Genomic DNA, 23,075 nt, shown 5'->3' with positions numbered 1-23,075 from the left:
CCGCGCCCGGTGCAAGAGCACGCACGCGCCTACAATCGATGGCATGCAAAACCACCGCCATCTGCTCCTGGCCGCCGTGCTGGTTGCCGCCGCGTCGGCCAGCGCGCAAACGCCGCCACCGGGTGCCCCGGTGCCCGAACGCGATGCCACCCGGCGCGACGCCAGCAACCAGCGCATCGAGCACATCGAGGTGGAGGACGCCGGCAGTCGCATCAACGAGCTGCGCGAGGGCGGGCAAACCAAGAGCATCACCGTGCAGCCCAAGGCGGCCGTGCCTTCGTATGACGTGCAGCCGGCGGGTGCATCGCCCCTGCCCGACCCGGCGGCCGGGATCGGCAGTGCGGGCCCGCGCACCTGGAAAGTCCTGAAGTTCTGAAGCCCCGGCGATGGCCGTCTACACCGAAGTCTCCGAAAGCGAGGCCAGCGCCTTGCTGCAGCGCCTGAACCTGGGCGAGCTGACCGCCCTGCGCGGCATCGAAGGCGGCATCGAGAACACCAACTACTTCGTCACCAGCGAGGCGTGCGGTGACAAGCGCGAATGGGTGCTGACCCTGTTCGAGCGCCTGACGCATGCGCAATTGCCGTTTTATCTGCACCTGATGAAGCACCTGGCGCAGCACGGCGTGCCGGTGCCCGACCCGCAGTCCAAGCCCGAAGGTGCGCGCATGCCGGCCGGCGAGGACGACCTGCTGCACACCGTCTGCGGCAAGCCGGCGGCCCTGGTCAACCGCCTGCATGGCAAGAGCGAGCTGAACCCCGGCACGGCCCACTGCGCCGCCGTGGGCGCCATGCTGGCGCGCGCCCACCTGGCCACGCGCGACTACGACCGGCGCCAGCCCAACCTGCGCGGCCTGGCGTGGTGGAACGAAACGGTGCCCGCCGTGCTGCCCCACCTGGACGAAGCGCAGGCAACGCTGCTGCGCGCCGAGCTGGCCTATCAAAACCACATCGCCGCCGGCAGCGCCTATGCCGCCCTGCCGCGTGGCGCGGTGCATGCCGACCTGTTTCGCGACAACGTCATGTTTGCCGGCACGCCCGAGCAGCCCGAGCTGACGGGGTTTTTCGACTTCTATTTCGCGGGTATCGATACCTGGCTGTTCGATTTGGCCGTCACGCTGAACGACTGGGCGATCGATCTGCCCACCGGCGCTGCCGACGGGCCGCGCACCCGCGCCCTGCTGGACGCCTACCAGGGTGTGCGCGCCCTGACCGACGCCGAGCGGCGCCTGCTGCCCGCCATGCTGCGCGCCGGCGCGCTGCGCTTCTGGATTTCGCGGCTGTGGGACTACCACCTGCCGCGCACGGCCAGCCTGCTCACGCCGCACGACCCGCGCCACTTCGAGCGCGTGCTGCGCCAGCGCGTGGCCGCGCCCATCACCCCATGAAACTCAATGTGCTTCCCGCCGCCACCGGCGCCCAATGGGTGCGCCTGGGCATTCGCACCTTCTTTCGCCGCCCGATCGCGCTGGCCGGACTGTTCTTCATGTTCATGGCCGCGCTGTCGCTGCTGGCCGTGGTGCCGCTCATCGGCGGCGTGCTGGCGCTGGTGCTGGTGCCGGCCCTCACCGTGGGGCTGATGGCCGCCGCGCGCGTGGCCGATGCCGGCAACTTTCCGCTGCCCGGCATCCTGTTCGTGGCCTTTAATCAGGGGCGCGAGCAAACGCGCGCCATCCTGATCCTGGGCGGGGTGTACGCCGTGGCCGTCCTGCTGGTGGTGGGCCTGACGGCCCTGATCGACGGCGGGCGCTTTGCCCAGCTGTACATGGGCGGCGGCAGCATGTCCAACGAGCTGATCAACGACCCGGGCTTCATCACCGCTCTGTGGGTCAGCACGCTGCTGTACCTGCCGGTATCGCTGGCGTTCTGGCATGCGCCGGCGCTGGTGCACTGGCACCACCTGCCGCCGCTGAAAAGCCTGTTTTTCAGCGCCGTGGCCGTGCTGCGCAACGCCCGGGCCTTTCTGGTGTACGGGCTGCTGTGGATGGGGCTGTCGCTGGGCGTGGCGCTGTTCTTGATGCTGGTGCTGGCAATGACCGCGATGAGCACCGACATCGGCGTGGCCACGGCCGCGCTGTTTCCGCTGTCGGTGGTGGTGGCTGCCATGTTCTTCACCTCGCTGTGGTTCACCTTCCGTGACAGCTTCACGAGCGACGACGAACCGCTCATCGAAATCCCCGAACCATGAGCACGCCCTGGATCACCGAAGCCGTGCACCGCATCGAGCGCGACGTCCAGCGTTCGGCCGACACGCACCTGTTCCCCATCGATCTGCCCGCGCTGCCCGGCGTGCAGATCTACCTGAAGGACGAGTCCACCCACCCCACCGGCAGCCTCAAGCACCGGCTGGCACGCTCGCTGTTTTTGTACGGCCTGTGCAACGGCTGGATCCGCGAGGGCACCACCATCATCGAGTCGTCTTCGGGCAGCACCGCCGTGTCCGAGGCCTACTTCGCGCGCCTGCTGGGCCTGCCCTTCGTGGCCGTCATGCCGCGCAGCACCTCGGCTGCCAAGGTGGCGCAGATCGCCTTCTATGGCGGGCGCAGCCACTTCGTCGAGCGCGGCGACCAGGTGTATGCCGAGGCCGAGCGCCTGGCGCGCGAGTGCAACGGCCACTACATGGACCAGTTCACCTACGCCGAGCGCGCCACCGACTGGCGCGGCAACAACAACATCGCCGAGTCGATCTTCCAGCAGATGCGCGCCGAACCGCACCCCGTGCCGCGCTGGATCGTGGTGGGTGCGGGCACCGGCGGCACCTCGGCCACCATCGGGCGCTATTTGCGCTACCAGGGCCACGCCAGCCAGCTGTGCGTGGTCGATCCCGAGCACTCGGTGTTCAAGGACTACTACGACAACCGCGCCAACCCCGGCGTCACCAGCGAGGTGCCCTCACGCGTCGAAGGCATCGGCCGCCCGCGCGTGGAGCCCTCCTTCGTGCCCGGCGTGATCGACCGCATGCTGCGCGTGCCCGACACCGCCAGCTACGCCGCGCTGCGCGTGCTCGAGCGCCGCGTCGGCCGGCGCTTTGGCGGCTCCACCGGCACCGATTTTTGCGGCGCGCTGCAACTGGCCTGCGAGATGCACGCGGCCGGCCAGGCCGGCTCCATCGTCACCCTGGCCTGCGATGGCGGCGAGCGCTATCTGGACACGTATTACAGCGACGCCTGGCTGAATGCCCAAGGTCACGACATCGCGCCCTGGATCGAGCGTCTTGACGCCGCATGCGACAGCGGCCATTGGCCGGCTGCCTGACCGCAAGGCCGGACATCCGGCGACGCCCACCCCGCGCGTCGACGCGGCGATCAGGAATGGGCGAGATCTCGGCCCGCCGTTTCGGGCATGAACCAGATCACCAGCCCGGAAATGCACAGCAGGACGATGGTGTAGGCGCCAAAGGCATACGGGTTGCCGACCAGGGTGAAGAGGTAACCGGCGGTGCCGCCAAACAAGGCGATCGCGATCGAGTAGTAGATGCCGAAGCCGGTCGTGCGCTGCTCGGTTTCAAACATTTCGGCAAACATCGCCGGCACGTGGCTGAGGATCGCCGCCAACAGCACGAGCTGAACCGAGATGCACGCCGCGAGCGCGAAGAAACTTCCGCGCGAGACATAGGTCAGCGCCGGGTAATAGGCTGCGGCGCTCCCCAGCACCGCCACGAGGGCCAACGGGCGCCGCCCCACCTTGTCGGACAGGCGGCCCCAGAACGGCAACGCCACGATGAGGCACAGATTGCCGATGATCGAGGCCGCGAAGGCCGATCTGGCCTCGAACCCGAACGAGGTCTTTGCAATGGCCGGCATCATGACGCCCCAGATGTAGTAGGACGTGGTAATGCCTGCGGTCAGGAAGATCACGCGCAAGCCCTGGCGCCAGTTCTTCAGCACCGACACGAAGACGTTCTCTTCGTCCTTGCGCTCGACGTGCTCGCGGTGCTCGTCAAAGATTTCCGACTCCACCATCGAGTTGCGAATCCAGAACGCCACCACACCGAGCAGGCCGCCAAAGACAAACGGAACGCGCCAGCCCCAGGCCTGCATCTGCTGTTCGTCCAGCACCGCCTGCAGGCCCACGCCCAGCAACAGACCCAGCAGGATCCCGATGGTGCCGCTGACGTAGATCGAGCTGGCGAAAAACCCGCGGCGCTCGCGCGGCGCGTGCTCGACCAGATAGGTCTGGGCCGCCGGCAGCTCGCCACCGTGCGCCAGGCCCTGGACAATGCGGGCAATCACCAGCAGCACCGAGGCCAGCCAGCCGATCTGATCGTAGGTGGGCGCAAGCCCGATGATGAGCGAACCGGCGGCGGCAAACACGATGCTCAAGGTCAGCGCCGGCTTGCGGCCGATGCGGTCGCCGATCCACCCGAACAGAAAGCCCCCCATCGGGCGCGCGAGGAAGCCGACGGCAAATACCGCCATGGTCTGCAAGAAGGCGGAGGTGGGATCGTCGTGGCTGAACAACTGGGTCGAAAAATACGCGGCAAAGGTGGCGTACACGTTCCAGTCGTACCACTCCACCATGTTGCCGATGCCGGTGCCCATGATCGTCTTCGACGACGATTGTTTGTCCGTTGATGACGGGCGGTTCGTGAGCACGGGAATCGCTTGTGTCGTCATGTCGAAACCTTCCTTTGTTGTCGAGATCAAACAAACTCACAGAAACGTCCGTGCCCGCAGGCCATTGGGCCTACGCACGGTAGCGGTTTAGTCCACCACCGTCAACTTGGCAATCGCCAGCGCCAGCCACTTGACGCCGTGGCGCGGAAAGTTGACCTGAGCGCGGGCGTCGTCACCGCTGCCCTCCACCGCCAGCACGCGGCCTTCGCCAAACTTGACGTGAAACACCTGCTGGCCGGTGCGAATGGCGGGGCCGCTGGTGGTGGAGCCGAGTTTTGGTGCCGACAAGTTTGAACCCAATTGGCCTATCGCGCTTGTCCAATCGGCGCGAGCAGCTATCGATTGAGGAGCAATCGAGGCAAAACCCCCGCGCTGCGGGGTGAGCCACTTGAGCACGTCCGCAGGCAGTTCATCCAGAAAGCGGCTGCGCAGGTTGTAGCGCGTCTGCCCGTGCAGCAGGCGGGTTTGCGCGTGGCTGAGGTACAGGCGCCTCCTCGCACGGGTGATGGCCACATACATCAGGCGGCGCTCTTCCTCCAGGCCGCCGGCGTCGGACAGCGCGTTCTCGTGCGGAAACAGGCCTTCCTCCAGCCCGGTGATGAAGACCGCGTCGAACTCCAGGCCCTTGCTGGCGTGCACGGTCATCAGTTGCACGGCGTCTTGCCCGGCCTGGGCCTGGTTGTCGCCGGCCTCGAGCGCGGCGTGGGTCAGGAAGGCGGCCAGGGGGCTCTGGGTTTCGCCGGTTTCGAGGTCAGGGTCCATCGAAACGCCGTCGCCCCTCACCCCGACCCTCTCCCCAGAGGGGAGAGGGGTCTCCTCGCTGCCTCTCCCGCTTGCGGGAGAGGGTTGGGGTGAGGGCCGCGGCGCATCCAACACCGGCAAGTTCGGATCCAGCCCCTGGCTCGCCGGGCTTTGCGTCAGCACCCGCCCCTGCTCGTCCATCGGCAGCGCCACGGCATCGCGCCCGAAGCCTTCCTGCGTGACAAAACTCTCGGCGGCGTTGACCAGCTCGCCCAGGTTCTCGATGCGATCGCCGCCCTCCTTCTCGCCGCGGTAGTGCTCGATCAGGCCGCTGGCCTCCAGCATCTGCTCGATGATCTCGCGCAGGGTATGGCCGGCGGTCTGCTCGCGCAGCACGTCGATCTTGGCCACAAAGGCCGCCAGGTTGGCGCCGGCCTTGCCGCTCACGCTGCTCACCGCGTCGTGCAGCGACGTGCCCAAGGCGCGCGCCGAATCCTGCAAAGCCTCCAGCGTGCGCGCGCCGATGCCGCGCGGCGGAAAGTTGACCACGCGCAGAAAGCTGGTGTCGTCGCGCGGGTTCTCCAGCAGGCGCAGGTAGGCCAGCGCGTGCTTGATTTCGGCGCGCTCGAAAAAGCGCAGGCCGCCATACACGCGGTAGGGCACGCCGGCGTTGAACAGTTGCGTCTCCAGCACGCGGCTTTGCGCGTTGCTGCGGTACAGCACGGCGACCTCACGTCTTTCGTAGTCCTCGCTTTTGACCAACTGCCGCAGCTCGTCCACCACCCACTCGGCCTCGGCAAAGTCGGTGGGCGCCTCCAGCACGCGCACCGGCTCGCCCGCGCCCGCATCGGTGCGCAGGTTCTTGCCCAGGCGCCCCTGGTTGTGGCTGATGAGCGCGTTGGCCGCATCCAGGATGTTGCTGTGGCTGCGGTAGTTCTGCTCCAGCTTGATCTGGTGGCGCACGTGGTATTCGCGCACAAAATCCGCCATGTTGCCCACGCGCGCGCCGCGAAAGGCGTAGATGCTCTGGTCGTCGTCGCCCACCGCGAGGATGGCGCCGCCACTGCCCTCGGCCGGCAGCCCGGCGATCAGCTTGATCCACGCATACTGCAGACGGTTGGTGTCCTGAAACTCGTCGATCAGGATGTGGCGAAAGCGCCGGCGGTAGTGCTCGCGCACCGGGTCGTTGTCCCGCAGCAGCTCGTAGCTGCGCAGCATCAGCTCGCCAAAGTCCACCACGCCCTCGCGCTGGCACTGGTCTTCATACAGCTGATAGATCTCCACCTTGCGCCGCGCCTCGGCGTCGCGCGCGGGCACGTCGGCCGGGCGCAGGCCGTCCTCCTTGCTGCCGGCAATGAACCACTGCAGTTGGCGCGGCGGAAAGCGCTCCTCGTCCACCTGGTGCTGCTTGCACAGGCGCTTGATGGTCGAGAGCTGGTCTTGCGTGTCCAGGATCTGAAACGCCTGCGGTAGCCCCGCCAGCTTGTGGTGCGCGCGCAGCAGGCGGTTGCACAGGCCGTGGAAGGTGCCGATCCACATGCCGCGCACGTTGAGCGGCAGCATGCTGGTCAGGCGCGTCAGCATCTCCTTGGCCGCCTTGTTGGTGAAGGTGACGGCCAGCACGCCGCCGGGCGACACCTGCCCGGTTTGCAGCAGCCAGGCAATGCGCGTGGTCAGCACGCGGGTCTTGCCCGAGCCGGCGCCGGCCAGGATCAGGGCGTGCTCGGGCGGCAAGGTCACGGCGGTTTTTTGCTCGGGGTTGAGGCCGGCCAGCAGGGGCAGCTCCGGTGGCGGTGCCGAGCGCGCAAGATCGCGCGCGCCTTCAGGGTGTGGGAACATGCGCCGATTGTAGAAAGCGCTGCCGCCCTGCCCCTTTTGCCCTTGATCGGTCGCCACCCCATGTCCACGCCTCTTCGCCGCTCTATCGCCTGCCTTGTGCTGCTGCCCCCGCTGGCGGCCTGGGCGCAAGCCGGGGCCCTGTGCACCAGCGACGGCCAGAGCACGCCCCGCGTGCTGCGGGAGCGCTTCATCAGTGCCGATTGCGAGGCTTGCTGGCGCGAACCCACGCCCACGCCGCCCAGCGGCACGCTGGTGCTGGACTGGGTGCTTGCCGGCACCCAGGGTGATGATGCGCCGCTTGCCGCCGTGGCCCGGCGCGAATCGCTCGAACGGCTTGAAGCGTTGCGCCAGCCCGCACCGAACAAGCGCATGCAGCTATCAAATCAAGTGCACGGTGGGCGCTATCACGTGCGGGTGTCGCGCGGTCCGGTGATGAACGGATATGCCGGCGCGTCGCTCACCTTCAAGAGCCGCGCACCCGTCAAGCAGCCGCTGACCGGCTGGCTGGCGCTGGTCGAGCTGCTGCCCGCCGGCACCGAAGGCTCACCGGTGCCGCGCGTGCTGATGCGCAACCTGCTGAGCGAACCCATCGCGCCCCGCGCCACCGAGCCCATGGGCCAGCTGTGGCGCCCGATGAACGTGCCCGAAGGCGTCGACCCCGAGCGGCTGCAATTGCTGGGCTGGGTGAGCGATGCCCGGGGCCGCGTGCTGGCGGCCGCTCAATCGCGCTGCGACGGCGCGGACCGCTGATGCAGCGCTTCAGATGCGGCGTGTCCTACGTCACCGCGCCGCGCTGGTGAAACTGCGGCTGGTCCCAGCTCTTGCTGTGCAGGATGTCCTTGAGCACGGCCACGGCGCTCCACACGTCCTCGAAGCCGATGTACAGCGGCGTGAAGCCAAAGCGCATGATGCGCGGCTCGCGGTAGTCGGGGATCACGCCGCGCTCGATCAGCGCCTGCACCACGGCAAAGCCCTGCGGGTGCTCGTAGCTGACCTGGCTGCCGCGGCATCGGGTGTCCACCGGGGTGTTGAGCGTGAGCGGAAAGCCCGCGCACTCCTGCGCCACCAGGTCCATGAACAGCGAGGTGAGCGCCAGCGACTTGGCGCGCAGCTGCTGCATGTCGGTGGCGGCAAAGGTGTCCAGCCCGCTTTCGACCATCGCCAGCGAGGTGATCGGCTGGGTGCCGCACAGGTAGCGCTGGATGCCGGCGTGCGGCGCGTACTGCGGCTCCATCGCAAAGGGGCGCGCGTGGCCCCACCAGCCCGACAGCGGCTGCGCGAACGTTTCTTGATGGCGCGCGTTGACCCACAGGAACGCGGGCGAGCCCGGGCCGCCGTTGAGGTACTTGTAGGTGCAGCCCACGGCGTAGTCGGCGTCGGCGCCGTTCAGATCCACCGGCACCGCGCCGGCCGAGTGGCACAGGTCCCAGATCGTCACGGCGCCCCTGGCGTGGGCGCGCGCCGTCACGTCGACCATGTCGTACATGTAGCCAGTCTGGTAGTTGACGTGCGTGAGCAGCAGCAGCGCCACGTCATCGGTCAGCGCGGCGTCGATGTCTTGCGGGCCGTCGATCAACCTCAGCTCGTAGTGCGCGCCGCCAAAGGAATGCAGCAGCTCGATCAGGCCTTGCGTCATGTACAGGTCGGTCGGGAAGTTGTTGCGCTCGGAGACGATCACGCGCCGCGCGCGCGCCACGCGCTGCTGCTGGCGCAGCGCGGCGGCCAGCACCTTGAACAGATTGATCGATGTGGTGTCGGTAACGACGACCTCGCCGTCGCTGGCACCGATCAGGCGGCCCAGCTTGTTGCCCAGGCGCCGCGGCAGCTCGAACCAGCCGGCGGTGTTCCAGCTGCGGATCAGGCCCGTGCCCCACTCTTGCGTGATGACCTCGCGCGCACGCGCCAGCGAGGCCTTGGGCATGGCGCCCAGTGAGTTGCCGTCCAGATAGATCACGCCCGGCGGCAGCTCGAACTGTTCGCGCAAGGGGGCCAGGGGGTCGCGCGCGTCCATACCGCGGCAGTCGTCAAGGGTCAGGTGGGTCATGCTTGGGTTCCGGTCGATGGGTTGCAGGGCTATACGTCGTCAACGGTTCAAGCGCCAGCCGGCAGCTCGATCACGCCTTCGAACACGGTGGTGGCGGGGCCCGTCATGAACACCGGCGCATCCGGCGCGCCGCTCCAGCCAATGGTCAGCACGCCGCCGCGCGTGTGCACGTCCACCTCGCCGCCCAGCAGACCCGCGCGCATGCCCGCCACGGCGGCGGCGCAGGCGCCCGTGCCGCAGGCCAGGGTTTCACCGGCGCCGCGCTCGTACACGCGCAGGCGCAGCGTGTGGCGATCGACCACTTGCCCATAGCCGGCGTTGACGCGCCGCGCAAAGCGCGGGTGGCCCTCGATCAGCGGACCGGTCTGCGCGACGGGCGCGGTGTCCACATCGGGCACCCACTGCACGGCATGCGGGTTGCCCATGGACACGAGCACCAGCCACAGCGGCGCGCCGTCGGCCGTCAGCGCCAGCGGCCACTGCTGCGCCCCGCCCAAGGCCAGCGGCGTCAGGCCCTGCGTGTCGAAAGCCACCGCAGCGGGATCGAATGCGGGCGCGCCCATGTCCACCCGCACCCGCCCGTCCGCCATGATGCGCGGCGCGATCACGCCGCCCAGCGTCTGCACGCGGATGGTGTCCTTGTCCGTCAAGCGCCGATCGCGCACAAAGCGCGCAAAGCAGCGCGCGCCATTGCCGCACTGCTCCACCTGGCCGCCATCGGCGTTGTGGATCACGTATTCGAAGTCGATGCCTGGCGCCGGCGAAGGCCGCACCGTCAGGATCTGGTCGGCCCCCACGCCAAAGTGACGATCGGCCAGAAAGCGGTACTGCGCGGCGCCCAGGCCCAGCGGCTGGCGCGTTTCGTCCAGCACGACGAAATCATTGCCCGCGCCCTGCATCTTGGTGAATGGAACTCGCATGAACGCGATTATCCTTGCGGCCGGATACGAAAGAGCCAACCCATGAACACCACCACCGAAGAACTGGTCCAAGGCATTTCCGAATGGCTGCGCTGCGAATCACCCTCCAGCGACCCGGCCGCGCTGATGCGCATGGCCGAAATGATGCGCGATCATGCCCTGGGCCTGGGCCTGCGCGCCGAACTGACGCAGGTGCAGGCCAGGGCCGACACGCCGCTGCTGCCGCTGGTGCACATCCACAACCGCGCCGACGGCGACACGCGCTCGGGCCTGTTGATCCTGGGCCACCTGGACACCGTGCACCCCATCGGCACGCTGGCGCACAACCCGGTGCGTGTGGAGGGCGATCGCTTCTACGGCCCCGGCGGCTACGACATGAAGGCGGGCATCTATCTGGTGCTGACAGCGCTGGGCGCGCTGGCGCAGCCGGGCTCCACCGCCCTGCCGGTGGACTTGCTGATCGTCCCCGACGAGGAGGTGGGCAGCCACGCCTCGCGCGCCACGATCGAGGCCTTTGCCCGCAAGGCGCGCTACTGCCTGGTGTGCGAGCCGGCGCGCGCCAACGGCGGGCGTTGCGTGACGGCGCGCAAGGGCACGGGCAACACCGTCATCAGCGTGCAGGGCGTGGCCTCGCACGCCGGGCTGGCGCACGAGCAGGGCCGCAGCGCGGTGCGCGAGATGGCGCACCAGATTTTGGCGCTGGAGGCGATGACCGACTACGCCCGCGGCGTGACCGTGAGCGTGGGCACCATCGAAGGCGGCACCGCCAGCAACACCGTGCCGGCCTTTTGCAAGTGCCTGGTGGACTTTCGCTTTTCCGACCTGGTGTCGGCCAACGAGGTGGCCGACAGGATGCGCCAGCTCAAGCCCGTGGGGCCGGATGTGGTGCTGGACATCGACGTGGAGATCAACCGCCCGCCCATGGTGCGCGACGACAGGGTGGTGCAACTGCTGCACCGCGCCCAGCAGTCGGCTGCCGCGGTCGGCCTGGTGCTGGAAGAAGCCCCGCCCACCGGCGGCGGCAGCGACGCCAACTTCACATCCGCCGTGGGCGTGCCATCCATCGACGGCCTGGGCGCCGATGGCGACGGCGCGCACACCTGGCACGAACACGTGCTGGTGTCCACCCTGCTGACGCGCACGCGCTTCTGGCATCACCTGCTGACGCACCTGGACTGACACAGCGGGGCCGAGAACCCCATACAATCGCGCACCGGGCCCAAGATTTCTTGGCCCGGTTTTTTGTGCCCGCGCCGCGCGCGGGCCCAAGGCCGGCAGCCAGGCCAAGCGCCCTCCCCCGCAACCCGACTGGAGCTTGGACCCTCATGGAAATCTTCGACTACGACCAGATCCTGCTGCTGCCGCGCAAGTGCCGCGTGCAAAGCCGCAGCGAATGCGACGCCGGCATCGACTTTGGCGGGCGCCGCTTCAAGCTGCCGGTGGTGCCTTCCAACATGAAGACGGTGGTGGACGAGCCGCTGTGCGCCTGGCTGGCCGAGCACGGCTACTTCTACGTGATGCACCGGTTTGACCTGGACAACGTGGTGTTCGTGCGCGAGATGAAGCAAAAGGGCCTGTTCGCCAGCATCTCGCTGGGCGTGAAGGCGCCCGACTACGCCACGGTGGACCAACTGGCCGCCGAGGGCCTGGCGCCCGAATACATCACCATCGACATCGCCCACGGCCATGCCGACGCGGTGCGCGACATGATCGGCCACATCAAGGCCAAGCTGCCGCAGTCGTTCGTGATCGCCGGCAACGTGGCCACGCCCGAGGCCGTGATCGACCTGGAAACCTGGGGAGCCGACGCGACCAAGGTGGGCGTGGGCCCGGGCAAGGTGTGCATCACCAAGCTCAAGACCGGGTTTGGCACCGGCGGCTGGCAGCTGTCGGCGCTCAAGTGGTGCGCGCGCGTGGCCACCAAGCCCATCATTGCCGACGGCGGCATCCGCAGCCACGGCGACATCGCCAAGAGCGTGCGCTTCGGCGCGTCGATGGTGATGATCGGCTCGCTGTTTGCCGGCCACGAAGAGTCGCCCGGTCGCACGGTGGAGGTGGATGGCGAGTTGTTCAAGGAGTATTACGGCTCGGCCAGCGACTTCAACAAGGGCGAGTACCGCCACGTCGAGGGCAAGCGCATCCTGGAGCCCATCAAGGGCAAGCTGGCCGATACCCTGATCGAGATGGAGCAGGACGTGCAAAGCTCCATCAGCTACGCCGGGGGCACCAAACTGATGGACGTGCGCAAGGTCAACTACGTGATCCTGGGCGGCGACAACGCGGGCGAGCACCTGTTCATGTGACGGCCCGGGGCGGTGGCTGCCATCAATCCGATTCAGAATAAAAACAGCTGCTTGGGCATACAGGACAAGCGCAAGCAGCTCCGTTTTTAATAGCGATCGGGTTCTGCATCAACCAATCAGCTCACGCACCATGCGGTTCAGCCGATGGCCAGGGGTGGCCAGGGCTTCGACGATGCTGAAGTGATTGAGTCCCGGCAGGGCCAGCGCATGCGGCACGCGCTCGCGGCCCCAGGCCTGCTGGATGGCGCGGTTCAGACGCAGGTATTCGCCGCTCTCCTGGCTGCCCACCACGGCCAGCAGCTGTCCGTGGGTGGGTGCGGGCAGGCGCACCGGGCTGGCCTGCTGCACCTGTTTGGGCGTCAGGCGCAGCACCTCTTGCAGGCTGGGCGTGTTCATCAGCGGCTCCAGGTCGTACAGGCCCGACAGGCCCACGGCCGACCGCACCACGTGCGCCGGCAAGCCGGCATCCAGCACGTTCCACGCGCAGGCCAGCATCATGGCCGCCAACTGGCCGCCGGCCGAATGGCCGATCACCGTCAGGCGGCGCGGGTCGGCGTTCAGGCTCTTGGCGTTGCGCCAGGCCCAGGCCACGGCGCGCGCCACCTGCAGCGTGATCTGTGGAATGCTGGCCTGCGGGCACAGGGTGTAGGTGGGCAGCACGGCCGCCGCGCCCATGTCGTGCAGCGCCCCGGCGATGAAGCTGTGGTGCGATTTGTCCATCGCCTTCCAGTAGCCGCCATGCACGAACACCACCAGCGGCGCGCCCCGCCGGGGGGCGGCAAACGCATCCAGCCGCTCGCGCGCCGCCTCGCCATAGGGCACGTCCAGCGTGCATGGCAGGCTGGCGCGCACCTGCACCGACTGCGCCGTCCAGCGCGCGAAATAGTCGCGATGATCCGGCACCCGCATGAGGTTGTTGTACATCCGCTCCAGCCATTGGATGTCGGGCTGGGTGGGGGCCGGAAAGCGGTGGGGCAAATCGTCGGGGCGGGGCATGGTCAGGCGCGATTTTGGCGCAAAGCGCAGCAAGCGCCGCACCGCGCCGGATGCGGCAGAATGCCAATCATTTTGCGCCGCGATGGCGCGGGGCCCAGGCGGCGAGGGCCTACGGCCTCGCCCCTTGTCCTCGACCACACGCTGCCATGAGCGCGCCGGGCCGCTCCCAAGCGTGAATCCCGCAGCGCGCAACGCGGAGGATCGTCCCATGAGCCTGCACACCCAACTCCTGCAACGCGCCGCCGCCGGCCGCCCCATCCGCGTCGGCCTGATCGGCGCCGGCAAGTTCGGCTCGATGTACCTGGCGCAGGTGCCGCGCACGCCGGGCGTGCACCTGGCCGCCATTGCCGACCGGTCGCCCGATGGCGCCCGCGCCAACCTGGCGCGCGTGGGCTGGCCGGCCGAGCGCGCGCAGGCGGCCTCCATCGACGAGGCGCTCAAGACCGGCGCCACGCACGTGGGCGAGGACTGGCAGTCCCTGGTGCGTCACCCCGCCATCGACGTGGTGGTCGAATGCACCGGCCACCCCGTCGCCGCCGTCGACCACTGCCTGGAGGCCTTTGCACACGGCAAGCACGTGGTCAACGTCACCGTCGAGGCCGACGCCTTTTGCGGCCCGCTGCTGGCACGCCACGCGCAACAGGCGGGCGTGGTCTATTCGATGGCCTTTGGCGATCAGCCCGCGCTGATCTGCGATCTGGTGGACTGGGCGCGCACCTGCGGCTTTCCGGTGGTGGCGGCCGGGCGCGGCCACAAGTGGCTGCCGCATTTTTGCGAGAGCACGCCCGAGACCGTGTGGGGCTACTATGGCCTCACGCCCGAGCAAGCTGCGCGCGGCGGGCTCAACCCCAAGATGTTCAACAGCTTTCTGGACGGCAGCAAGCCCGCCATCGAAAGCACGGCGGTGGCCAACGCCACCGGCCTGGCCGTGCCACAGGACGGCCTGCGCTATCCGCCCGGCAGCATCGCCGACATCCCCAACCTGACGCGCCCGGCGAGCGTTGGCGGCGTGCTGGAGAAAAAAGGCATGGTCGAGGTCATCTCCAGCCTGCGACCCGACGGCACGCCCATCGACTATGACATCCGCATGGGCGTGTGGGTCACGGTCGAAGCCGATACGGATTACATCAAGCACTGCTTCGAGGAATACAACGCCCACACCGACGACAGCGGCCGCTACTTCACCCTGTACAAGCGCTGGCACCTGATTGGCCTTGAGGTGGGCCAAAGCGTGGCCAGCGTGGCCCTGCGGCGCGAGCCCACCGGCGTGGCGCAAGGCTGGCACGCCGACGTGGTGGCCACCGCCAAGCGCGATTTGCGACCCGGCGATGTGCTGGACGGCGAAGGCGGCGCCACCGTGTGGGGCAAGCTGCAACCCGCATCCAGATCAATGGCGCTGGGCGGCCTGCCGCTGGGCCTGGCGCACGACGTGAAAGTGCTGCACCCGGTGGCCAAGGGCCAGTGCCTGACCTGGGCCGATGTGGCCATGGACACCACCACGCGCGCCTGGCAAATCCGCCGCGAGATGGAAAGCGCGTTCAAGCCCGCCGCCTGAGATGCGATAGAATGGCAGTCCCTTGTGGGGGGGTAGCTCAGCTGGGAGAGCGCCGCGTTCGCAATGCGGAGGTCGGGAGTTCGATCCTCCTCCTCTCCACCACTTTTCAAGAAACCAACCGTTCTCGGTTGGTTTTTTTTCGCCCGGAATCCCCAGTGCTGGCGCGGGTTCGAGCCTACCTGCGACGGACGCCACAGCCCAGGACAGCCCGGTTTCGGGCACTTTCCCGCTCTCTGTTCCCGCCCATTCTCTGTTTCTGCGACGGACGCCGCCGCACCCACCCCAGCATTGATGCGGGTTTCCGGCTCCTTGTTCGTCAGGGAATCCGTGGAGTGATGGTGGAGCCGACACCTTCGATAGCACCACAGGGGTGCAAGTCAGCACCGCCAATGGCTGGCTGATGCTCGGCGGCAATACCTATACCAGCGCCGATGGCCTAATCCAGACCTTGCAGGCGCTCGGGGCCGGTGCCGTGGATCTGGGTATCTACGCGGGTTGGGCTGTGGCGGGCATCTTTGCCTGCGAGGTGGAGCTCGGCTTTCGCTGCTGGCGGCGGCCTTCACGGCGGCGGAGGTGGTCGTGCCGCTGTTTGGTGACGTGCTGCCGCGTGGCGTGTTCGTGCTTCTCGCCTTCAGCGCCAGCATCGGCGCGGCCATCGCACGGCTCGTCGCCCAGCCGGAGATGCACCGATGATCCGGCCGCCGCAACGACGGACGGTGACCGCGCTGACCCTGTCCGCCGCCGCCCTGGTCGGCATCGTGCTGCACGAGGGCTACACCGACCACGCGGTGATTCCGGTCAAGGGCGATGTGCCGACCATTGGTTTCGGCACCACCACCGGGGTGAAGCTGGGCGACACCACCACGCCGCCGAAGGCGCTGGCTCGGGCGCTCACCGATGTGCAGCAGTTCGAGGGTGCGCTCAAGCAATGCGTGACCGTGCCGCTGGCGCAGCACGAGTACGACGCGCTGGTGAGCTTTTCCTACAACGTCGGCAGCCGCGCGTTCTGCCAATCCACGCTGGTGAAGAAACTCAACGCCGAGGACTACGCCGGAGCCTGCGCCGAACTGCTGCGCTGGCGCTTCTTCCAGGGCAAGGACTGCGCGCTGCTCGCCAATGCACGTCTGTGCGGCGGACTTGCCACACGGCGTCAGGCCGAGTACCGCCAGTGCCTCGGGGAGGCCGCGCCATGATGCTGATCCCTTGGCCGTACCGCCTGCTGGCCTTGGCGTTGCTCGCCGCTGCGCTGATCGGCTTCGGTTGGATCAAAGGGGCCGGGCACGTTCAGGCGCAGTGGGACGCCGCCGTCCAGCAACAAACCCTTCAAGCCGCCACCGTTCGTCAGAAGCAGGCCGCGGCCACCGTCAAGGTCGTCACCGAGTACGTCGACCGCGTTCGCGTCGTCCGCGAGAAGGGCGACACCATCATCAAGGAGGTTCCCGTCTATGTGCTCGTTCAAGCCGACGCTGCTTGCACTATCAACCGTGGCTTTGTGCGCCTGCACGACACTGCCGCCGCAGGTGAGCTGCCCGAGCTCGCCCGAGATGCTGATGCGGCCCCCGCAGGCATTGCGCTCTCTGCCGTCGCCGGAACCGTTGCCGCCAACTACCAGATCTGCCACGAAAACGCCGAGCAATTGAAGGCGTTGCAGGCGTGGGTCAGCGAGATGGGTCGATCTGCAGAGTGATGCTAATTGCTGAAAGCGCGAATTGTCGCTTGACCACGGGCAAAGTCGTCAAGGAACCTATATCCCTTGCCAGCCTTCTCTACGACACAGAGTTTAGTTCCGCCGCCAGTCAATGGAAGACGTTCAACCAGAGGATAAAGACCGATGTATTCCTGCCCAGCAAAAGAGCCTCCTGACCTTGCCCCTGGAATCCGTATCCCATAGCTGCTCTCATGCACTGGCTTGCCGGGGTTGATTGGCCTGCCAGTTCTCTTCAAACCGCATCGGGCTGACGTAGTCCAGCGTCGAATGCAGCCGTTCCCGGTTGTACCAGAGCAGCCAGCCAATCACCTCATCCATGGCCTGACGGCGAGTGTTGAACCGCTGCCCGTGCAGCCGCTCCACCTTCAACGAACCAAACAAGGTCTCGCTGCATGCGTTGTCCCAGCAGTTGCCCTTGCGGCTCATCGAGCTGGTGATGCCGTACTCGGCCAGCACCGCCGTGAACTCGCCGCTGGCGTACTGGCTGCCTCTGTCGCTGTGGAAGATCACCCCGGCATTCTTGCCTGGATGGCGCTTGAACCACGCCATGCGCAGCGCATCGATGACGATGCTGCGCGTCATGTCGCTGCGCAGACTCCAGCCCACCACCTGACGGCTGAACAGATCGATCACCACGGCCAGAAACAGCCAGCCTTCGTCGGTGGCGATGTAGGTGATGTCGCCCACCCAGACTTTGTCTGGCTCGGCCACGTTGAACTGCTGCCCAAGCAGGTTGGGCGCAATCGGCAGATCGTGGCGGCTGTCGGTGGTGACTTTGAAGCGGCGTTTGCCCTTGGCGCGGATGCCGTGCAACTGCATGAGCTTTTGCACCCGCTCTTTGCCTACGCGGATACCCCGGGCCAGCAGATCACGCCACACGCGGGGCCAACCGTAGCTGCCGCGGCTCTGGGCATGGATGGCCTTGATGTGTACCAGCAACGCGTCGTCGCTCAGGTGGCGACGATGGTCATCGCTGGCGCGCCGTACAAAGTGCTCGTGATAACCAGCTACGCTGACGCCGAGCACGCGGCACTGCACCGAGATGGGCCACACGCGCCGGTGGCGCTGAATGAAGGCGTACTTCACGTCGATGCCTTTGCGAAGTACGCCGTCGCTTTTCCCAGGATGTCGCGCTCCATCTTCACGCGCGCCAGTTCTGCGCGCAGCCGACTGATCTCCATCTGCTCGGCGCTCACCAGCTTGCTGTCGGCGCCGGTGAGTTTGCCGGCACGCTGGGCTTTGACCCAGTTGAACAGGGTCTGATCGACCACGCCCAGGGTGCGGGCGGCCGCCGCGATGCTCTGGCCGCCTTCGACCAGCCGCACGGCCTCTTGCTTGAATTCGAGCGTGTAGCGCGCTCTCGTCGTCTTCGTCATCTTCGTCTCTCCTTGCTTGGATTGAACCACTCAGCAAGGGATACGTTTTTCGGGGGCAAGGTCACTTGCACCGTCAGTGCGCAGCCTCGCTCGAGGGCGCCCCCGACTGCGCCTCAAGCCGTGGCCTCAAACGCCGGGTGGTAGGTGACGATGCCGCGCGGGAGCAATGGGCCAAGATGCAGCGCCTGAAAATACGCGGGCGGCACGCCCGGGAGAACCAGGTCGGCGGTGGCGCAAAAACCAAATCGACCGTAATACCCCGGATCTCCCAGCAGCACGCACCCCTGGGCGCCATGATGCCGCAGGGCTGCCAGTGCCGCCGCCATCAGTGCGGCGCCGACGCCACGGCGCTGGTGCGCGGGCAGCACCGAGATCGGGCCCAAGCCGAACCAGTGCAGGCTGCCGTCGCTGATGCTCACCGGTGACAGGGCGACGTGGCCCACCAGCACGCCATCGAGTTCGGCGACCAAAGAAATCGTCAACGCACCCGCGCGCCGTAGTGCATTGACGATGTACTGCTCGGTATGGCTGGTGTGCGCCGCGTCCAGAAAGGCCGCCACCGTGACAGCTTCAATGGTCGGGGCGTCTTTTGGCGCTTCCGCTCGAATGCTGGGTGGCATGGCTGTTTCTCTGGGGTTGGCGCCTCGGTTCAAGAAGGCTGCTTTGGCTGCGTCCACACCGCTACAATACCTGCGTCATTGGGGAGTAGCCGCTCTTCATCGCGAAAGAGGCTGACGTCAACACACTTGACCCGCTCGGGTCATGGCGTCAGCGGTTTCCACGCTTGGCAAGACCTTTGACCACCATGCCTCCGATTTGGCCGGGGATGCGTGGTGGTCAACCGTCTGCAACACCGGCCTGGAACCCATCATGGAAGCCCTCCTCGTCTCCACCGGCGTTGTCGCCCTGGCCGAAATCGGCGACAAGACGCAACTGCTGGCCTTCATCCTGGCCGCCCGCTTCAAGAAGCCGCTGCCGATCGTGCTGGGCATTCTGGCGGCCACCCTCGTCAACCACGGCCTGGCCGGCGCGCTGGGCGCCTGGATCATGTCGGTGGTCAGCCCTGGCGTGCTGCGCTGGGTGCTGGGCCTGTCTTTCATCGGCATGGCGGTGTGGACGCTGATCCCCGACAAGATCGAGGAGGAAGAAACCCAGGTGGCGCAGCACCTGGGCGTGTTCGGCGCGACGTTGGTCACCTTTTTTCTGGCCGAGATGGGCGACAAGACGCAGATCGCCACGGTGGCAATGGCGGCGCACTACGGCACCCCCGTGCTGGTGATCATCGGCACCACGCTGGGCATGCTGATCGCCGACGTCCCGGCGGTGTTCGTGGGCGACAGGCTGGCCGCGCGCATCCCGATGAAGCTGGTGCACTCGATCGCGGCCGCGATCTTTGCGCTGCTGGGCATCGCCACCCTGCTGGGGGCCGGGGCGAGCTTCGGGATCTGACCGCGGTCCGACGGCTCGCCAGAATCAGTCCGCCGCCTGCCGCAAGGTCTGCACCACCGGTCGGCGCAGCACCTCGCGCAGGCTCCACCAGCCCGCGGCCAGCGCCAGCAGGGCGCCCACCACGCCGCCGGCCAGTGGCACCCAGGGCGAGGCGTGCCAGCTGAAGTCGAACACCCAGCGCGCCATCGCCCAGCCGACGACGCTGGCCACCACGCTGGCCAGCACGCCCGCCAACAGGCCGACGCCGGCCAGCTCGGCGCGCTGCACCTGGCCCAGCAGCCGGCTGCCGGCGCCCACGGCGCGCATGATGGCGAACTCGCGCGCGCGCTCCTCGCGCGTGGCGCTCACGGCCGCGAACAGCACGATCAGGCCCGCCACCAGGGTAAAGCCGAACAGGAACTCCACCGCCCGGATCACCTGATCCATGACGCGCTGGATCTGGGCGATGGTGGCGCTCATGTCGACATTGGTGATGTTGGGAAACTGGCGCACCAGGGCGTTGTCGAACCCGGCCGCCCCATCGCCGGGCCGCCCCGAGGTGGAAGGTGCCCCCTCGGCGGGCAGCGAATCACGCCAAGCCGAGGAGCGTGGGGGCCACACTTCGGGCGCGCGGTAGGCGGCGATGTAGGTGATGGGCAGCTCGGGCATTTCGGCCAGCGGGAACATGACGAAGAAGTTGACGTGCATCGAGGCCCAGTCCACCTTGCGCAACGAGGTGATGCGCGCGGAGGTGGCGCTGCCCGCGATGTCGAACGTGAGCGTGTCACCCAGCTTCAGGCCCAGCGTCTCGGCCAGCCCCGACTCGACGCTGATCGCGCCGGCCTCGCCGCTCGTCCAGCGGCCGGCGGAGATGTCGTTGTGGCTGGGCGGCTCGGCGGCGTGCGAAAGGTTGAACTCGCGCTCCACCAGTCGCTGGGCGCGGTCGTCGGGGTAGTCGCTCGGCGACACGGCCCGGCCGTTGATCGCCACCAGGCGGCCGCGAAACATCGGGTACCAGTCGAGCTGGCTCACGCCCGCGCCCTGCAGCGCGGCGCGAAACGCATCGGCCTGATCGGGCATGACGTTGATGACGAAGCGGTTGGGCGCGTCGGCCGGCGTGGCGGCGCGCCAGCTGTCGACCAGATCGGTGCGCAGCAGCACCAGCAGCACCAGCGCCAGCAGCCCCACCGCCAGGCTGCTGACCTGGACCACGGCATAGGCCGGCCGCGCCGATAGCTGCCGCGTGGCCAGCACCATCCAGCGCGGCGCGGTCTGCTCGTTGACCAGTGGCCGCAGCAGCTTGACGGCGCTCCAGGACAGCAGCGCGAACAGCGCTACCGCGCCGGCAAAGCCGCCCACGGCGATCAGACCCAGCTTCAGGTCGGAACTCACCGCCAGCAGCAGCGCGGCAAAGCCCAGCACGCCCAGCGCCAGCACGGCCAGTGACGCCGGCCGCAGCGCGCCGACGTCGCGCCGGATCACGCGCAGCGGCGGCACCTGGGCCAGTTGCAGCACCGGCGGCAGGCCGAAGGCGATCAGCAGCGTCAGCCCGATCCCGAGGCCGAACAGGGTCGGCCAGGCGCTGGGCGCCGGCAGCGCACTTTCGACCAGCCCCGCCAGCAGCAGCACGAACACGTGGTGCACGGCATAACCGATCAGCACGCCGGCCAGGCTGGCGACCAGGCCGACCAGGAGAAACTCGAACGTGTGGGCGGCAGCGATGCGCCGCTGCGGCAAGCCCAGCACACGCAGCATGGCCGAGGCGTCCAGATGGCGCGCCGCGAACCCGCGCGCCGCCAGCGCCACCGCCACCGCCGACAGCAGCGCCGCCAGCAGCGCCACCAGGTTGAGGAACTTGTCGGCCCGGTCGAGCGTGGTGCGCATCTCGGGGCGGCCGGTGGACAGCGACTCCAGCCGCACGCCGCGCACCCCGGGCTTTTTCAGCTCGGCGTCGGCCCAATCCAGATAGCGCTGCACCGCCGCATCCGGGCCCGCCAGCGCCAGCCGCCAGGTGATGCGGCTGGCCGGCTGCACCAGGCCGGTGGCCGGCAGATCGGCCGCGCGCATCATCACGCGCGGCGCGAAGTTCATGAAACCGGCGCCGCGATCGGGCTCGAGCGCGATCAGCTCGGCAATCCGAAACGCCGCATCGCCCAGCAACAGTGGGTCGCCCAGCTTCAGGCCCAGCGCATCGAGCAGCGGCGGTGCGACCCAGACCTCGCCGGGCGCGGGAATGGTGTCGGTCGGCACGCCCGTGGTGTCCTGCGCATCGCGCGTCAGGCGCAACTGGCCGCGCAGCGGGTAGCCCTGATCGACCGCCTTCAGCGCCACCAGGCGCGTGGCGCCGCCCTGCGCATCGGGCGCGCGGCCCATGGTCGGAAAGCCCAGCGTGAGCGCCTGCTCCAGCCCGAGCGCGCGCGCCTGGTCAAGCCACGCCGCGGTCGGCGGGTTGTCGCTGACCACCACCGCATCACCGCCCAGCAACTGGCGCGCGTCGCGCTCCAGGCCGGACTTCAGCCGGTCGGAGAAAAAACTCACCGCCGTCAGCGCCGCCACCGCCAGGGTGACGGCCACCATCAACAGGCGCAACTCGCCCGAGCGCAGATCGCGCCAAAGGGATCGCCAGCCCAGCATCCATGCAGAAACATTCATGGCCCGCACTGTACGCAATGCGACGGCGTCGCGCTGGCGCGGTCGCGCGAACACAGGCCAGCGGCTTGGGCGGTGACTACCGACCCGTGAACTTCGCCTTGCGCTTCTCCTTGAACGCCGCCACGCCCTCTTTGTAGTCCTCGCTGGTGGCGATCTCGGTCAGGTAGCCCATTTGCGGATAGGCGATTTCGGCGGGGGACTTGGGCAAGGTCTCCAGCGTGGCGCGCTTGATGGTTTGCAGCACCAGGGGGGCGGCGTCGGCCAGGCGCTGGGCCATCTCCAGTGCGGCGGCGTGGGCGCCACCCTTGGGCACGACGCGGTTGACCAGGCCGACCTCGTAGGCGCGCTGGGCAGGCAGCGGCTCGCCCAGCATCATGAATTCGACCGCTACCTTGTGCGGGATGCGCGACACCAACCCGGCGGTGATGCCGCCGAACAGGCCCAGCTTGGCTTCGGGAAACATGAACTGCGCCGTCTCGTCGACGACGCACAGATCGCTCATCATCGTCAGCGTGAAGCCCGCGCCCACAGCCCAGCCCTGGACGGCGCTGATGAGCGGCTTGTCGATCTTCACGCCGACGTTGGGCACGCCTTTCCACGCCTCTTTGGACGGATCGGTCACGTCCACGCCGGCGCAAAAATGATCGCCCTCGGCGCTGAGCAAGGCCACGCGATCGTCGCTGGCGGCAAAGCGCCGAAAGGACTCGTTGAGCAGCGCGGTCATCTCCGCGTTGAGGGCGTTGCGCCGCTCGGGCCGGCGCAGGGTGATGTGGGCGATGTGGTCTTCGGATTCGTAGGTGATGGGTTTGGACATGGTGACTCCGGCCAAGACAGATCGAGGGTTGCTATATTTAGCGTAGCTGCTTGCGCTTGTCTGCCAAGCACGAGAGCCCGATTCAA

The 23,075-nt window shown here is 67.8% G+C and carries 20 protein-coding genes, 1 tRNA gene and 1 riboswitch; of the genes, 12 read left to right on the top strand and 9 right to left on the bottom strand.

Annotated elements, in window-relative coordinates:
• Positions 1–43: 43 nt before the first annotated feature.
• The 4 genes from U1F38_RS04045 to U1F38_RS04030 are packed head-to-tail and all read left to right on the top strand — an operon-like array spanning position 44 to position 3,252.
• On the top strand, positions 44–376 hold the full coding sequence (locus tag U1F38_RS04045) for a hypothetical protein (RefSeq protein ID WP_409985752.1): 333 nt from the start codon (positions 44–46) through the stop codon (positions 374–376).
• 10 nt (positions 377–386) lie between these two features.
• Entirely contained in the window at positions 387–1,385 is a 999-nt protein-coding gene (locus U1F38_RS04040) for a homoserine kinase (RefSeq protein ID WP_409985751.1), read from the top strand.
• On the top strand, positions 1,382–2,185 hold the full coding sequence (locus U1F38_RS04035; RefSeq protein WP_409985750.1) for a BPSS1780 family membrane protein: 804 nt from the start codon (positions 1,382–1,384) through the stop codon (positions 2,183–2,185). The genes U1F38_RS04040 and U1F38_RS04035 overlap by 4 nt, the downstream gene beginning before the upstream one ends.
• On the top strand, positions 2,182–3,252 hold the full coding sequence (locus U1F38_RS04030; RefSeq protein WP_409985749.1) for a PLP-dependent cysteine synthase family protein: 1,071 nt from the start codon (positions 2,182–2,184) through the stop codon (positions 3,250–3,252). The genes U1F38_RS04035 and U1F38_RS04030 overlap by 4 nt, the downstream gene beginning before the upstream one ends.
• A gap of 50 nt (positions 3,253–3,302) precedes the next feature.
• Here the strand turns inward: U1F38_RS04030 and U1F38_RS04025 are convergent, their stop codons facing one another.
• Both U1F38_RS04025 and U1F38_RS04020 read right to left on the bottom strand, forming a co-directional pair.
• Positions 3,303–4,613, bottom strand: a complete 1,311-nt coding sequence (locus U1F38_RS04025; RefSeq protein WP_409985748.1) for an MFS transporter — start codon at positions 4,611–4,613, stop codon at positions 3,303–3,305.
• Positions 4,614–4,700: 87 nt separating this feature from the next.
• The gene (locus U1F38_RS04020) at positions 4,701–7,193 is read right to left on the bottom strand and encodes a UvrD-helicase domain-containing protein (protein WP_409985747.1); all 2,493 of its coding nucleotides are present in this window, start codon (positions 7,191–7,193) and stop codon (positions 4,701–4,703) included.
• Between the two features lie 60 nt (positions 7,194–7,253).
• Here U1F38_RS04020 and U1F38_RS04015 point away from each other — a divergent pair, with 60 nt between their 5' ends.
• Positions 7,254–7,943 carry a hypothetical protein gene (locus U1F38_RS04015; RefSeq protein WP_409985746.1) on the top strand — a complete coding sequence of 230 codons (690 nt, stop codon included), beginning with the start codon at positions 7,254–7,256 and terminating at the stop codon, positions 7,941–7,943.
• A 25-nt stretch (positions 7,944–7,968) separates the two neighbouring features.
• On the opposite strand, the gene kynU is transcribed toward U1F38_RS04015, so the two are convergent.
• Both kynU and dapF read right to left on the bottom strand, forming a co-directional pair.
• A complete protein-coding gene (gene kynU / locus U1F38_RS04010) occupies positions 7,969–9,237 on the bottom strand; it encodes a kynureninase (RefSeq protein ID WP_409985745.1) in 1,269 nt (422 codons plus the stop codon).
• A 47-nt stretch (positions 9,238–9,284) separates the two neighbouring features.
• Positions 9,285–10,157, bottom strand: a complete 873-nt coding sequence (gene dapF / locus U1F38_RS04005) for a diaminopimelate epimerase (RefSeq protein ID WP_409985744.1) — start codon at positions 10,155–10,157, stop codon at positions 9,285–9,287.
• Positions 10,158–10,199: 42 nt separating this feature from the next.
• Between dapF and U1F38_RS04000 the strand changes: the two genes are divergently transcribed.
• Together U1F38_RS04000 and U1F38_RS03995 are read left to right on the top strand one after the other, a co-directional pair.
• On the top strand, positions 10,200–11,336 hold the full coding sequence (locus U1F38_RS04000; RefSeq protein ID WP_409985743.1) for a M20 family metallopeptidase: 1,137 nt from the start codon (positions 10,200–10,202) through the stop codon (positions 11,334–11,336).
• Between the two features lie 146 nt (positions 11,337–11,482).
• Complete coding sequence (locus U1F38_RS03995; RefSeq protein ID WP_409985742.1) at positions 11,483–12,460, top strand: GMP reductase; 978 nt, start codon at positions 11,483–11,485, stop codon at positions 12,458–12,460.
• Positions 12,461–12,568: 108 nt separating this feature from the next.
• On the opposite strand, the gene U1F38_RS03990 is transcribed toward U1F38_RS03995, so the two are convergent.
• Entirely contained in the window at positions 12,569–13,456 is an 888-nt protein-coding gene (locus U1F38_RS03990) for an alpha/beta hydrolase (protein ID WP_409985741.1), read from the bottom strand.
• 208 nt (positions 13,457–13,664) lie between these two features.
• On the opposite strand from U1F38_RS03990, the gene U1F38_RS03985 reads away from it, so the two are divergent.
• The 4 genes from U1F38_RS03985 to U1F38_RS03970 all read left to right on the top strand — a co-directional run bounded on the left by U1F38_RS03985 (position 13,665) and on the right by U1F38_RS03970 (position 16,698).
• On the top strand, positions 13,665–15,011 hold the full coding sequence (locus tag U1F38_RS03985) for an NAD(P)H-dependent oxidoreductase (RefSeq protein WP_409985740.1): 1,347 nt from the start codon (positions 13,665–13,667) through the stop codon (positions 15,009–15,011).
• 26 nt (positions 15,012–15,037) lie between these two features.
• A tRNA-Ala gene (locus U1F38_RS03980) sits at positions 15,038–15,113 on the top strand.
• 587 nt (positions 15,114–15,700) lie between these two features.
• Entirely contained in the window at positions 15,701–16,204 is a 504-nt protein-coding gene (locus U1F38_RS03975; RefSeq protein WP_409985739.1) for a lysozyme, read from the top strand.
• Positions 16,201–16,698 (top strand): hypothetical protein, encoded by a 498-nt coding sequence (locus tag U1F38_RS03970; RefSeq protein ID WP_409985738.1) that lies wholly within the window; start codon positions 16,201–16,203, stop codon positions 16,696–16,698. Before U1F38_RS03975 ends, U1F38_RS03970 begins: the two co-directional genes overlap by 4 nt.
• A gap of 210 nt (positions 16,699–16,908) precedes the next feature.
• Here U1F38_RS03970 and U1F38_RS03965 read toward each other — a convergent pair.
• Positions 16,909–18,095, bottom strand: a protein-coding gene (locus U1F38_RS03965) for an IS3 family transposase (protein WP_409985737.1) whose coding sequence is annotated in 2 segments (ribosomal slippage) — positions 16,909–17,840 and positions 17,840–18,095 — 1,188 coding nt in all. Because the reading frame shifts where the segments join, the coding sequence is not laid out codon by codon here.
• Positions 18,096–18,208: 113 nt separating this feature from the next.
• Positions 18,209–18,715 carry a GNAT family N-acetyltransferase gene (locus tag U1F38_RS03960; RefSeq protein WP_409985736.1) on the bottom strand — a complete coding sequence of 169 codons (507 nt, stop codon included), beginning with the start codon at positions 18,713–18,715 and terminating at the stop codon, positions 18,209–18,211.
• A 68-nt stretch (positions 18,716–18,783) separates the two neighbouring features.
• Positions 18,784–18,961: riboswitch (yybP-ykoY riboswitch) on the top strand.
• Between the two features lie 4 nt (positions 18,962–18,965).
• Here U1F38_RS03960 and U1F38_RS03955 point away from each other — a divergent pair.
• Positions 18,966–19,544, top strand: a complete 579-nt coding sequence (locus tag U1F38_RS03955; protein ID WP_409985735.1) for a TMEM165/GDT1 family protein — start codon at positions 18,966–18,968, stop codon at positions 19,542–19,544.
• 24 nt (positions 19,545–19,568) lie between these two features.
• On the opposite strand, the gene U1F38_RS03950 is transcribed toward U1F38_RS03955, so the two are convergent.
• A complete protein-coding gene (locus tag U1F38_RS03950) occupies positions 19,569–22,175 on the bottom strand; it encodes an ABC transporter permease (RefSeq protein ID WP_409985734.1) in 2,607 nt (868 codons plus the stop codon).
• Between the two features lie 76 nt (positions 22,176–22,251).
• Complete coding sequence (locus tag U1F38_RS03945; RefSeq protein WP_409985733.1) at positions 22,252–22,989, bottom strand: enoyl-CoA hydratase/isomerase family protein; 738 nt, start codon at positions 22,987–22,989, stop codon at positions 22,252–22,254.
• Positions 22,990–23,075: the final 86 nt, after the last annotated feature.

This window comes from Ottowia sp. (assembly GCF_046348305.1).
Classification (GTDB): Bacteria; Pseudomonadota; Gammaproteobacteria; order Burkholderiales; family Burkholderiaceae_C; genus Ottowia.
The sequence above is the reverse complement of the archived record's forward strand: the minus strand, read 5'-3'. Positions and strand labels throughout refer to the sequence as shown.